General features: G+C 63.5%; 8 protein-coding genes. 2 read left to right on the top strand and 6 right to left on the bottom strand.

The window, feature by feature from the left end; all coding sequences use genetic code 11:
- Positions 1-16 precede the first annotated feature (16 nt).
- From F1735_RS00590 to F1735_RS00565, 6 genes are all read right to left on the bottom strand, one after another.
- Positions 17-1435, bottom strand: a complete 1419-nt coding sequence (locus F1735_RS00590) for an MBOAT family O-acyltransferase (protein WP_167235101.1) — start codon at positions 1433-1435, stop codon at positions 17-19.
- 92 nt (positions 1436-1527) lie between these two features.
- Entirely contained in the window at positions 1528-2745 is a 1218-nt protein-coding gene (locus F1735_RS00585; RefSeq protein WP_167235100.1) for an alginate O-acetyltransferase AlgX-related protein, read from the bottom strand.
- A 226-nt stretch (positions 2746-2971) separates the two neighbouring features.
- A complete protein-coding gene (locus F1735_RS00580; RefSeq protein WP_229505568.1) occupies positions 2972-3748 on the bottom strand; it encodes a Crp/Fnr family transcriptional regulator in 777 nt (258 codons plus the stop codon).
- A 12-nt stretch (positions 3749-3760) separates the two neighbouring features.
- Positions 3761-4090 carry a VanZ family protein gene (locus F1735_RS00575; protein WP_167235129.1) on the bottom strand — a complete coding sequence of 110 codons (330 nt, stop codon included), beginning with the start codon at positions 4088-4090 and terminating at the stop codon, positions 3761-3763.
- 77 nt (positions 4091-4167) lie between these two features.
- A complete protein-coding gene (locus F1735_RS00570; RefSeq protein ID WP_167235099.1) occupies positions 4168-5466 on the bottom strand; it encodes a tetratricopeptide repeat protein in 1299 nt (432 codons plus the stop codon).
- A complete protein-coding gene (locus F1735_RS00565) occupies positions 5463-7283 on the bottom strand; it encodes a CHASE2 domain-containing protein (RefSeq protein WP_229505567.1) in 1821 nt (606 codons plus the stop codon). The genes F1735_RS00570 and F1735_RS00565 overlap by 4 nt, the downstream gene beginning before the upstream one ends.
- A 301-nt stretch (positions 7284-7584) precedes the next feature.
- Here F1735_RS00565 and F1735_RS00560 point away from each other — a divergent pair, with 301 nt between their 5' ends.
- Together F1735_RS00560 and F1735_RS00555 are read left to right on the top strand one after the other, a co-directional pair.
- Positions 7585-8955, top strand: a complete 1371-nt coding sequence (locus F1735_RS00560) for a FecR family protein (RefSeq protein ID WP_167235098.1) — start codon at positions 7585-7587, stop codon at positions 8953-8955.
- 521 nt (positions 8956-9476) lie between these two features.
- Positions 9477-13775, top strand: a complete 4299-nt coding sequence (locus tag F1735_RS00555) for a DUF4214 domain-containing protein (RefSeq protein WP_167235097.1) — start codon at positions 9477-9479, stop codon at positions 13773-13775.
- Positions 13776-13783: the final 8 nt, after the last annotated feature.

Genomic DNA, 13783 nt, shown 5'->3' with positions numbered 1-13783 from the left:
TTGCCGGCGCGGCGCGTCAGAACTGGAAATAGATAAAGGGGTTAAAACCGCCTTCGACCACCGCCAGGCACGACAGCACGTACAGCACGCAGGCGCAGGCGCCCGTCACGAGCGGCTGGCGCAGGCTGCGGCGGCGCAGGCGGTGGAACGGTTGGTCGCCGAGCAGGCAGATCGCGCCGGCCAGCGCCAGCAGGAACATCACCTTGGGGTCGGCCAGCACCCGGTTGGCGTCCTGCCACAGTGGCACGGCCGGATCGAGCCCGCTCATGGCGCCGAGCAGCTTGCCGGCCTGCCCCAGGTCGACCGCCCGGAACGGCACCCACAGCAAGGTGGCCAGCACGAACACCGGCAGGCTGCCCAGGCGCCAGCGCGCCGCATTGAGCACGCCCGCGCGTTCCAGTGCCAGCAGGGCGCCGTGCCCCAGGCCCCAGATCAGGAAGGTGTAGGCGGCGCCATGCCACAGCGCGCACAGGCCGAACACGATGAAGCTGTTGCGGTAGGTCGCCAGCTTGCCGCGCCGGTTGCCGCCCAGCGCAATGTAGACATAGTCGCGGAAAAAGCGCGACAAGCTCATGTGCCAGCGTTGCCAGAATTCGGTGATGCTGGCCGCAGCGTACGGGCGGTTGAAGTTGCGCGGAAAGCGGAAACCCATCATGCGCGCCATGCCGATCGCCATGTCGGTGTAGCCGGAAAAATCGAAATAGATCTGGAACGAGTAGCACAGCGCGCCGAGCCAGGCGGCGTAGGTGCTCATCGCCACGGTGGGGCCATGCACCACGTCCACCACCGCGCCGAGCGGATCGGCGATCAGCATTTTCTTGGACAGGCCGATGCAAAAGATCACCATGCCCCAGAACACGTCGCTGCCGACCAGGCGCCGGTACTTGAGGTTGAGCTGCTCACGCACCTCGGCGTAGCGCACCACCGGGCCGGCGATCAGGTGGGGGAACAAAAAGATGTAGATGGCGAACTTCTGGATGCTGGTTTCGGCCTCGATGCGGCGCGCATGCACGTCCAGCAGGTAAGAGAGGAAATGGAACACGTAAAAGGAGATACCGAGCGGCAGGATGATCTTCCAGGTGGCCGCTGTGGCGAACGGCGCGGCGCCGGAGAGGTCGTGCAGCACCTGGGCCAGGAACAGCAGGTATTTGAAGAAGATCAAGGGCGCCAGGTTCATCACGATGCCGGCCCCGAGCGCCAGTGTGGCGGCGCGCTCCGATGCCGCGCGGCGCAGGTGTCCGATCAGCTGGCCCAGCACGAAGTTCAGCAGCAGCAGCAGCAGCGCCACCACGGTCAGCGCGCCCGCGCCCAGGATGTAAAAGGCGAAGCTGGCCAGCAAGATGTAACTGTTGCGCGCAGCCCTGGGCAAGACGAAGTACAAGGCGAAAAACAGCGGGAAGAACAGGAACAGGAAACCGGGAGAAGAAAAAACCATGGGTGATCCGTGGGCGCGGGCCTGTGGCCCGCGCGGCAAAAGAGTTATCGGTCAGCGCCTTTGTGCGCCGAAGGGAAGGGCCTGTCGTGGTGTCAGCGTTTGACGGTGAACGCCGCCCAGCGGTCGGCCTGGATGTCGAGCACCTGGACGATCAGGTATGTGCAGCGCCCCGCGATCAGCGGCGCGACCTCTTTGAGCTCATGGGCACGGCTGATCTTGGTGAATTTCTGGAAATGCTCGATCAGGCCGGCGCCCAGCATGCCGTCGCTGAAACTGTTGCCGTACATGCAGGTCGGCGGCAGCAGGTCGGCCCGCTCCACGCTGGCGGTATCGAATTCCAGGCCGGTGGCGGCGGGATCGAACTGGCGCCGCTGGTGCAGCGCCGGCCAGGTGGTCTTCAGTTGCGGCTCGAGCACGTCCTTGTGCATGTTCAGGCGTCCGGCAAAGCGCATTTCGACGCCGACGAAGGGCTTGGTTTCCAGTTCGAGCCGGTGGCGCCAGCGCACGGGCGAGCCTTCCAGTTCGGCGATCACGCGCACCGCGTCGGCCGCCGTGCTCATGGCCATCGGTTCGGACCAGTGAAAATCCTGCTTGAAAAACGGCGCGAACTTGTCCTCGTTGGCGCGCATCAAGCCGACGACATCGACAAAATGCACTTCGGGCGTGCTTTTCAGGCGCTGGTAAAAGCGCATGAAATGCGAGTCGTCGGGCACGCGCGGGGCGAAGAAGGGCAAGCGCTCGCGCGTGAAATACTGTTTCTGGACCGGCGTCATCAGGACCATGGTGACGCCCACCGCGCGCAGGTGCGCCGCCAGGCCCAGCACGCCTTCGTGGGCGGCGTCCTGTGCGGCCTGGGTGCCGAGGATTTTCTCGGTCAGCGGCAATTCGACCTCGGCGATGCTGCGGCCGTACAGTTCACCGTTTTTGCCGTAATACACGCGGCGCGAGGTACGGAACAGGCGGTAGTCGATTTCGTTCTTGACGCGGATCATCAGGCTGCGCAAGCCGAGTTGATCGGCGAAGGCTTTTTCAAAGCGCGCGTAATTCTTGTCGGTATCGAAGGGCCCGCCTTCCCAGGTGGCCGGGTAGGGCGCCAGTGGACGCAATTCTTCCACCGGAGGAATTTTGGCGCTGTGCCAGCCTGCCAGTTTCGGCAGGGCCGGCACCAGGCTGACGGTAAAGATCAGGGCCACCAGCAGCAGGCGCAGCAGATGGCGCGCGCCCCGGCTGCGCCGGCGCCATGCCGGCAATCGGGCGCGCCCCGGCGACACGCGCGCAGGCTGGACGGCGGGGGAAGAAGAGTCGTTCATGGCACTGCGGTTCCTTGCGGGTTGGTCGGGCAGGGGGATGGCTCGGCTGCCGTGGTACACGCGCCCCGGTGGACCCGCATCGATGGCGCTGGCCTGCCGTCGCGCTGCCGCTTGCGCCTGATGTACCGGATAAAACGATACGCAGTATACAATATTTCAGTTCGCGGTAGCCAGTCAACGCTGGCGCCGCCGCCGCCGCCGCGAGCGCGCCAGGCCTTGGTGCGCCTCAGTTCTGCGCCAGCTTGTGCAGCTCGGCCGGGTTGAGGATGATCAGGCGGTGCGTGCCCTTTTCGACGATGCCTTGCTGCACCAGTGCGAGCAGGGTGCGGGTCACCGTTTCGCGGCTGGTGTTGATCATGTTGGCGATATCCTGGTGGGTCGGCAGGTTTTCCACCACTTCCACGTCGCCTTCCTTCTTTTCCTTCATCAGTTCGAGGAAGGTGTAGATGCGCTTGGCGGTGTTGTGGATGCTCAGCAGCGCGCGAAATTGCGAGTCGCGCTGCACTTTTTCGGCCAGGAAGCGCAGCATGTGCTTGGCCACCGACGGCGAATGGGAAAACAGATGCAGGGCGGTGAGGCGCGGCAGCAGCGCCACCATCACCGGACTCAGGGCCACCACCGAGGCCGAGCGGGTCGAGCCGTTGATGACGGCGATTTCGCCGAAGAAGTCGCCCGGCGCGAGCATGCGCAGGCCGATCGCGCGCCCGTCTTCGGTCACGTCGATCACTTGCAGCTGGCCCGACAGCAAGAACAGCAGGCTGTCGCCGCTGGCCCCTTTTTGCAGCACCACGTCGCGCTTGGCGTAGGTGCGGATGCGCAGGTCGGTCATGACCTGGCGCATTTCATCCTCGCTCAGCTGGGCCAGCAAGGGAATCTTGCGCAGGTGGATCTGGACGCTGACCTTGTTTTGCGAATCCTTGGGCACCGGCATCACCGAGGCATCCTCGGGGCCCAGCGGGACCCCGTTCTTGGTCGCGGTAACGATGAAATTATCTGTACTCATGCACTGTTTCCGTCATAAATAGGCATGCGCGAGCGGCGCGCACAGCGCCACCGTGGCGATGCCGGCGGCATTGGCCGCCATGTCGCGCCAGCAAAACTTTCTTCCGGGCACTAAATTTTGCAGGATTTCGATGAGAAGGGCGGCGCCCAGCAAGCCCAGCAGGCAGAGTTGCAGGAACCAGCCGCCCGGAACCATGCGTGCCAGCAACAGGGCGAGCAGGCCGAACGCCAGGAAATGCATGAGCTTATCGTTCGGCAATGGCGGCAGCCATGCGTTCGGTACCAGGCAGCCCGCCACGATGCCGGCCGTGGCCAGTAAAAACACAATCAATTCCCAAGTCATCTTATCCACATCAACAGTCGTTCCGCCGGCGCCGGCATGTCCCGTACCAGCGCCAGCAAACGTGCTGGAGCGGTATCTTACCAGTTGTCGGTGCGCCAGCTGAACTGGAACCAACGGCTGTCGTACTGGAACAGGGGAATGTTCTCGCGATTGAAGGTGCGCCGCACTTCCAGCTGCACGGCGCTGTGGGTGCCGACCGGGAACAGCAGGCTGGCGCGCAGCTGGGTGGTGTCCTGATGGCGCTTGATTTCGATGAAATCCTTCGAATAGATGCGCTCGCCCCGCCACGACTGGCGCGACAGGCCCAGTTCGCCGATGGCTTTCTCGCCCATCAGCGCGACCAGGTTGGCACCGCCATACCAGCCGCCGCGCTCGCCGCCGGGACGCGCCTGCTTGCCGCGGTCGGCCAGCAGGCCGCTTGAGAGCACCACGGTCGATTGCTTGCCGCGCAGCGCCAGGCTGGTGCCCAGGTCGAGCGTGCGCGCATCGTAATAGCGCCGGGTCGGATAGATGGCGCTGCTGTAGCCGGCGCTGAGCGACCAGCCGAGCGACTCGCCCAGGTCGACCGGCGGCACGGCGCGCAGCAGCACCTGGGCCTGGCGCTGATACAGTTCCTCGCCCAGCCGCACCAGGCCGTAGGCGGCGGTGGCGCGCCCGGTCCAGCCGGCGCCGCTCCACGGGCTCTCCAGCCCCAGCAGGACGGAATCGGTGTCCTGGCTTTTCACCTGGTTGTAGCGCAAGGCGCGCAGCTGGGCGATCAAGAGCATGCCGCGGCTGCCGAGCGGCTGGTTGAAGTCGCCCGAGAGCAGCTTGAAATGATCGGCGCGCGGCAGCGAGTCGGGGCCGAGATCGTAGGTTTTCAGATTGCCCGCGCCGCCGATCTGCACCACGCTGCTGCTCGAGCCCTGGTTGACGTTGGTGTCGTAGCCGGCACCGAGCTTGAACGACATCGAGCGCGGATGGGCGCGCTGGCCCTTGCAGCCCGAGGTGCGGTAGTGCGCGATCAGTTCCAGGATCGCATCCGACGGATGGAAACGCTGCACGATCTGCCCGAACAGGCGCTCGGCCTCGGCCTTGTTGCCCAGTTCGCAATGGCTGATGGCCAGGTCGAGCCAGGCCCCGGCGTGCAGGGCGTTCTTTTCCAGCAGGCGGCCAAGCTTGGTGGTCGCTTCGTCGGGCCGCCCTTCGGACAGCGAACGCAGCGCTTCCAGGTAGAGTTTTTCTTCCTGGGCCGCCTGCTCGTCGCTGAGCGCGGCCGGGGCCCCGGCCGTCGCCGTGTCGGGCGCCGCCGCCGTGTCGGGCGCATCGCCCTGCTGGGCGCGCGCCGGGGCCAGTGCGCCGAGCGCCAGCAACAGCGCCAGGGTCGGGCGCCTCATGCCGGCACCTCCAGCGTAAACAGTTCGATCGGATGCTCCTTGCCGCGCAGCGCATGCCGGCCCAGGCTGAGGAAGCGGTGGCGCGTGGCGTAGCCGACCGTGCCCTGGCCGATGATCACATCGTGCGGGAAGTCGCGCGCCGCCTGTTCCAGGCGCGAGGCGGTGTTGACGCTGTCGCCGACCGCCGTATAAATGCTGCGGAAAGAGGTGCCGTAGTCGCCCACCATGGCCAGGCCGCTTTCGATGCCGATGCGCACGCGCAGCGGCTGGCCGCCGGCGCGCACCCGGCGCGCGCTCAGGATGGCGACCTCGCGCAGGATGCGCGCGGCCGCGTCCAGCGCCAGGTCGGCGTGCTGCTCGTTCGGAATCGGCGCGCCCCAGAAGGCGACCAGGCCGTCGCCCGTGTATTTGTCGAGCGTACCCTTGTTTTCCAGCACCGGCCGGGTCAGGCAATCGAGAAAATCGGTGGTCAGCCTGGCCGCTTCTTCCACCGGCAGCGCCTCGACCTGGGTAGTGTAGCCTTGCATGTCGGCAATCAGGGTGGTCACTTGCAGCTGGCGCGGGGCGAGCGGGTCTTTCAGGCCGCTGCGCAGCAATTCATCGACCACTTCCCCGGCCACGTAGCGGCGCATGGTGTCGAGCAGGCGGCGCGAGCCGGACTGGGCCAGTTGCCAGTGGAAGGGCACGCCCACCGCCAGCAAGAACCCGATCGACAGCAGCGGGCCGCTCACCGAAAAATCGGGATCGTGGGCCGACAGGCCGTAGGCCAGCATGAGCCAGGTCAGCGAGGCTGCCGCCAGCATCAGCACATTGACGGCGGCCGACAGGCGCGCGAAAGTGTAGCCGGCCAGCACCGCGACGACGCTGGCGAACAGCAGCGCCATCAGGCGTGCGGGCCAGGGCGCCGGGGCCAGGCCGGCCTGCCGGTCGAGCAGGGTGGTGAGCATCGAGGCGTGTACCAGCAAGCCGGGGCTGGAACGCCCGAGCGGGGTGGCGACGCGGTCGCCGATGCTCAGGGACGACGAGCCGATCAGCACCAGGCGCCCGGCCACCATCGCCGGGTCGAGCCGGCCGTCGAGGATCTCGCCGGCCTTGGCCACGGTGTAGGCGTCGAGCGAGCGGCTGAACGGCACGCGCTGGTAGCCGTCGCGCTGGTCCGGCGCCGGCGCCGCGGCGGGCGCGGCGCAGCAGTCGAGCAGCGCGCGCGAGAGGGTCGGGAAGCGGCGCTGCTCGAACCAGGTATACATGGGGACGCGGCGCAGCACGCCGTCGGAATCGGGGCGCACCCCGATATTGCCCACATGCGGCGCCTGCGCCAGCCCGGCATGGTTGGCGATGAAGCCGTAGGCCGGCACGGCCGCGCCCGCCGTAGCCGACGGCGCGCCGCCGGCGGGGCGGCCGAAGCGCAGCGCTTGCGGGCGCTGTTCGTAGTCGAACAGCTGGGCCAGCACCAGCGGGCCTTGCCCGGCCAGCACGGCCAGGCGCATGTCGCCGGCCGGGTCGCCCGGCTCGCCTTGCAAAATGTCGAGCGCGACCGCGCGCGCGCCGTCGCCGATCAGGGTTTCCACCAGCTCGGCAAGGCGCTCGCGCGACCATGGCCAGGGATGCGTGGCCAGGCTGGTCTCGTCGATATCGACCACCAGGATGCGCGACTCGGGCGTATCGACCGCCTGCGCCACCACGAAACGGTCGCGCAGCCATTCGTCGGCGGCGTCGAGCCCCGAGGCCCCGCGCGGCAGTTGCGCCCAGGCAGCGAGCATCAGCGCCGCCAACGGAATCGACAGGTGCAGCAGGGGAGGAGGAGAGAAGGAGCGCAAGTGGACCAATGAGTATGGCGCGCCGACCGACGGAAATGTTGCTTCCGACGCAGGTGCGCGACCTGGAAAATGACGCAAGTATAGCGCCAGAGCGACCGTAATGCTACCAAAGCAAGATTTTTTGCAACATTTCTCTCAACGCAATGTTGCGTACGTACGGGTGTGGAGCTTCATCATAGGCGGGAAAGGGCGCAAGAGATGTTGCTGAACCGTCCCAGATTTGTATCATTGTGCAATAATGTGACGAGCAACACATTTTGAAGGGTTTTGCGGGCGCATAATCCGGCATCAGGGAGAATTTATGTTTAATCAATCCATTGCCACATTCCGCTATCTGCCCCTCGCGCTGGCGCTGTCGTTCGCCGCCGCCGGGCAGGCTGGCGCCGCCGAGGCGGGGCGCATCGTGTTCGTCACCGGCGAGGTGCAGGTCGCCAGCAAGGCGGCCGTGCTCGATTCGGCGGTCCAGGAGGGCGACGAGCTCAGTACCGGCGCCCAGGGTTACGTGTATATGAAGACCGTTGATGGCGGTTTCCTGATTTTGCGTCCGAACAGCCGTGCCCGCATCATCGCCTACAAGATCGACGCCGGCAATCCGGCCAATACCCGGGTCAAGCTCGAGCTGCTCAGCGGCGTGGCGCGCAGCATTTCGGGCCAGGGCGTCAAGTTGTCGCGCCAGAACTACCGCTTCAATACGCCGGTGGCGGCCATTGGCGTGCGCGGCACCGACTTCATCGTCTCGACCGACCAGTTGACCACGCGCGTCGCCGTCGTTTCCGGCGGCGTGGTGGTCTCCGGCTTTGCCGGCGCTTGCGGGCCGGAAGGCGGCGGGCCGTGCGAAGGGCGCAGCAGCCGCGAACTGTTCGCCGGCCAGCCGGGCATGTTGTTGCAGGTCGAAAAGGGCCAACTGGTACCGAAATTGCTGAACAATCCGGGCAACAGCCCGGACCAGGCCGTGCCGCCGCGCAGCGACGAGCCGAGCGGACGCGTCGCCGGACCCACCACGACGGTGCCGGCCTTGCCCGGCACGACGGTCAACCTGGACGCCAAAAAAGACGCCATCAACCAGATCAGCAAGCCGCCGCTGGTCCCTGTGCTGCCGCCGGTGCCGCCGGTGGTCTTGGTGCCAGTGCCAGTGCCGGTGCCGGAAGTGCCGAAAGGCCCGGAAGTGCTGTGGGGGCGCTGGGAACGCATCGCCGGAACGGTGTCGGACCCGGAGGTGGTCGCCAAATTGAAGAACCCGGCCTATGACGACGGCTACTTCGTCGGCTCGTATGCGATCAAGCGCCGGCTGGACGCCAAAATGGTCCTGCCGTCCGAAGGGCAGGCCTCGTTCGCGCTGGCCGAAGGCACGGCCAGCCTGACGCGCAAGGGCGGCGACGCCCAGGCCGCCGCCATCAAGGAAGGCAGCCTGAACGTCAATTTCGGCGCCCAGAGTTTCGAGACCAAGATGCTGGTGCGCAGCCATGAAGGCGAATTGCTGGTGCGCGCCGTCGGTCAGGTGTGGTCCAACGGCACTTTAGCCCACGGCCCGGACTCCAACACCGCCCTGAGGGGCTACCTGACCGGCGGCGACAAGGTCAATGGCGCGGAATTCATTTTCAAGAGCATTAATGGCGAAATCTGGAATGCGCAGGGCTGGACCGCGCAGGGCTATGCGCGCTGGACCCGTTAATGCCGTCGTAAGGCCATTGCGCTGGCGCGCATGCAATCGGCGCCGGTAGCGGGGCGATAATCTGTGAAAAACGGCTGCCGGCATGGCGGCCGTTTTCTTTTCGGTGCGCGCGGCGCGCCCCGTGCATATATAGACATATATATGTTGCATGGCGCCGCGCCGGCCCCGGATGAGGGGCAGGCGCGCTTTTCGATAAAACCGGATGCCGGCGGACATAATCGGGCCGCGCATATTGCCCCGATTCCTCATTCAAGCGGCAGGAGCCAATCTGGAGGAATATTGCCCGATTCGGGGGCGGGTGCTCAAGAAACAGGCAGGAACATGTTCAGTATCAAAACAAATTCATCAAATAGTCGGAAAAAAAGCGGAATAAACCGCGATTTGTGACGGTGATCACAACCCGCGCCCCACGATGTGGCAATATACTCCCTGTTCTGCAAAAAAGGGCTCAGGCGAGGGTTTTCTAACCCTGCCAGGCCGCAGAAATTTGGTTATATCTAAGTTCAACTAAAGGATCAATCATGGCCGTAGCAACCGAGTACACAAAAGTAGCACAAGAACTTTACCTCTCCTATTTTGGCCGTCCAGCTGATTCGACCGGTCTGAAAAGCATGACCGAAGCCCTGGCCGCTGCTAAAGCTCCTACGGACACGGCTGGCCTGGCTGTTGCTTACAACACCAACCCAGCTGTGAAACAGCTGATGGACAACTTCGGCAACAGCGCCGAGTCCGCAGCTCTGTACCCAGGCTCGACCGGCGACTTCCTGAAAGGTGTCTACCTGAACCTGTTCGGTCGCGCTCCTGATGCAGAAGGCCAAGCCTACTGGACCAAGCAGATCGACACCGGCGTCGTCAGCAAAGGCGCAGCTGCTTACAACATCCTGACCGGCGCTATCGACGCTAAAGGTGCTGACGCACTGACCGTGGCCAAGAAAGTTGTTATCGCAAGCGCCTTCACCGCCGCTATCGACACCGCAGCTGAAGTCAAAGGCTACGACGGCAACTTCGCCGCTGCCGAAGCACGCAAGCTGCTGGCTAACGTTAACGCCAACACCGACGCAACCGTCTACCAGGCAACCGTGAACTCGGTACTGGCAAGCCTGGCTCTGGGCTCGACCCCAGGCACCACCCAGCGCCTGACCGAACAGCGTGATACCCTGATCGGCACCGATGCCAACGACATCTTCCAGGGCACCATCTTCGACAACCAGAACACCCTGCAAGGCGGCGATCGCATCGAAGCTGGCGGCGGCAACGACACCCTGCGCGCTGACGTGGGCAAGTCGCAGCTGTTCGCTTTCCGTGCAGAAACCACCGGCGTTGAAAACGTTGTTATCAGCGCCCAGACCATCGGCCCTGATGCAACCGACAACAACACCGTTCGCACCGTTGAAGTCCAGATCGACGCAGAGCGCATGGAAGGCGTTACCCGTTTCGAAGACAGCAACAGCCGCGCTGATCTGGTCATCGAAGATATCCGTATCCTCGACTCGCAGATCACCAAAGACATCACCATCGCCATGGTGCAAACCGATGCCGGTAACGTCGACTTCGGCGTCCTGTTCGACCAGCACTCCCTGCGCGCAGCGCCGGTAGCAGCGTCGGGCGCCACCCTGCGCCTGCAACTGATGGATACCCGCGCTAGCGATCAAGGCCTGGCCAAGCTGCTGGACAATCCGTACAACGGCTTCATCTTCAGCTTCAACGGCAAGGCAATCAAAGTCGCTTCGCAAGCAATCGACCAGGCGCAGACCTACCCTGAACTGGTTACCGCACTGCAAGCAGCAATCAAGCTGACCCCAGGCATCGAAAACTTCACGGTCAAGCTCGGCGATGCATTCATTGTTGCCGATACCAAAACCGGCCGTGCACAAACCGGTAACGAAATCGTTATCACCAACCCAGGCGCAGGCACCATCACCCTGCCAAAAGGTTCGGGCTGGGTTGCAGAAGCTGCAGTTCCACCTGATTCGGGTCTGCACACCGCGATTCTGCAAGGCAACCCAACTTCCGTCGTTTCGAAAATCACCAGCACCGTCATCCTGGACGACGTGGGCCGTGGTTCGAACGGTGGCGACCTGGTCATCGGCGGCCTGTCGATCGGCGACACCTCGACCTCGAAAGGCGTTGAGCGTTTCGAAATCACCGTTGAGCGCACCAGCCGCCTGCAAACCATCAACTCGACCGACAACTTCCTGCAAGAAGTTATCCTGGTTAACGGCGCCACCAAAGGCGACCTGTACGTCAATGGCAATGCCAACCTGAAAGCAGTCGCTACCGCTGGTACCGCTCCTAACGGCGGCCAGGTCACCATGCCAGGCCTCGGCGTGGACACCCCACTGCCAGGTACCGACACCGCCAACGGTGGCAAGCAGCACGGCGACATGTATGGCTTCCACGACGTTCGTCTGATCGACGCATCGACCCTGGTCGGTAACCTGGCCCTGACCGCTGTCATCACCGACCGCTCGGTTGCCAAGTACATCAACAAGATCGATACCCAATCGAACTCGGCAGCTGACAACGTTGCTTTCTCGTACACCGGCGGCCTGAACAACGACACCATCGTCGTTGACCTCGACGCAGGCGTTGCAGGCAGCCGTAGCCAGATCATCAGCGGTCTGGAAGACTTCACGTTCAACCTGAACGGCAACTCGGGTAATGACGCGCTGACCCTGCGCATCGTTCCTGCTGTTGCTGGTGGCGGTACCTTCTGGAACAGCAACCAGGATCTGAACAACAACATCGTCATCAGCGGCGGCGACGGCAACGACACCATCCGCAAACTGGGCGATGGCGACACCCGCATCGACGGCGGCGCTGGCGATGACACCATCTACAGCGAAAACACCGGCGCGACCAACCTGTACACCAGCGCTTACGGCACCCCGTTCGTTCCTGGTACCCCTGCTCTTCCTGGTCCTCCTGCGGTTCCTGCGGTTCCTGGCACTGGTGCAGTCGCTGCCCCGACCACCGCGGTGTGGGCGTTCAACACGACCGACCAAGTTACCGTGGCTCCTGCTGACCGTTTCGTAGGCAACATGCGTTCGGACTTCAACGACAGCTACTTCCTGTACAACACGACCGTCAACGTCACGTACAAAGGTATCACCAGCTCGCTGATGATCTCCGATGGTTCGTACAAAACGACCGATCTGCAGATCAACCAGGCTATCAAGAAAATCATCACCGACAGCCCGGTGCTGAGCAAGCTGCTGCTCGCGACGGACTCCCCATCGGGCGCCCTGACCGTTACCGCACTGACCGACGGCCTGCACGTTGTTGGTGACCTGACCGTTGGTCTGGTTGCTCCAACCAGCGCGCTGAACGCCCTGTCGATCAGCGACCTGGCCGCTGCTGCTGCCGCTTACGGCATCACCAGCCCAGCAGCTGACGGCAGCAGTGTTTACACCGCAATGGTCAATGCACTGGCCACCTACGGCACCAATGGTGACTACGCTTCGAACTTTGCCACCGCTTACACCGACGCTGGCCTGTTCACCCTGGGTCAACTGACCGGCGCTGAAAGCGTTGCAATCAGCGACAACATCATCACCCCAGGTTCGGGCAATGACGTTATCGCTCTGGGCAACCACGAAGCTCTGAACGCTGGCGCTCAGATCCTGGCTCCTACCGTTGCTGACTACGCTATTTCGGATAACGAAACCGTTGTCTACACTGCTGGTTTCGGCAACGACACGATCGTCAACTTCGACGTCATCGGCGCAGGTATCGATCACCTGGACTTCACCGCTATCGGTGGTAATGTCCTGACCGGCGCCCTGACGACCAACAAGTCGATCACGATCGGCACGCCAACGCTCGCTAGCGCTGCACTGGCTACGACCGCAATCGCTGCCCTGTACACCGCTGACAACGCTGCTGCACAGACCCACGTGTACGTTGCTGTTGATGCGACCACCCACGTTGGTACCGTGTACTCGATCGTTGACGCGATCGGTGCTGCAAACGCAGCCGTTACTCTGGAAGGCACGATCGATCTGGCCTCGACCGGTGGTGCAGTTGGTTCGACCGTATTGACTGGCGCAAACAACTGGGCCGGTCTGACCCAGTCGAATTTCGTCAACTCGTCGGTTGCTAACTATTACCTGTTCGAAGGCGCTTCGGGCTTCATCGCTCCAGTCGTGACCACGCCAACGACCAGCGTCGCTGTTGCCCTGAACAACACCGTTCCTGGCTACAACGCTGGTAACAACACCAATGTGACGTTCACCGCCGCTAACCAGAACTTCTCGTCGATCGTCAGCAACTTCGCTGCTGGCGACAAGCTGGTGTTTGCTCCAGGTTCGGTCGTGACCGTGATCGACACCGTCGTTGGCGACAACACCGTGGTTGTGCAAGGCGTGCTGGGTGGTCTGACCTCCAGCGTGACCGTGCAGACCCAGGCGCCAGCAGTGATGCCTGCCGCCGTCAACACCGTTGCCCTGTTCAACGCGTTCTTCGGTGCTGGTTCGCTGGTTACCAACACGACGACGCCTGTCGCAGTTAGCGCCGGAAACACGAACTTCGATGCAGCTACGCTGAACTATGAGTTCAACATCGCTACCGGTACCTACACCGCTAACGTGTCGAACCTGGCAGCTAACGACGTCCTGAACTTCGTCACCGGCAGCGTTGTTACCACCAACAACGCAGTTGTTGGCGATAACATCATCGATATCGTCGCGGTCAACGGCGCAACCACCACCACCATCCACCTGGTTGGCGCTGGTGTTGACGGTGCCCTGGCGGCTGGCAACGGCGGTACTGTTGCTGCATTCAACGGCCTGAACCTCGGCCAGATCGTCATCGCTGCTTAATTGTAGTT

This window comes from Massilia genomosp. 1 (genome assembly GCF_011682185.1).
Classification (GTDB): Bacteria; Pseudomonadota; Gammaproteobacteria; order Burkholderiales; family Burkholderiaceae_D; genus Telluria_A; species Telluria_A rubra.
The sequence above is the reverse complement of the archived record's forward strand: the minus strand, read 5'-3'. Positions and strand labels throughout refer to the sequence as shown.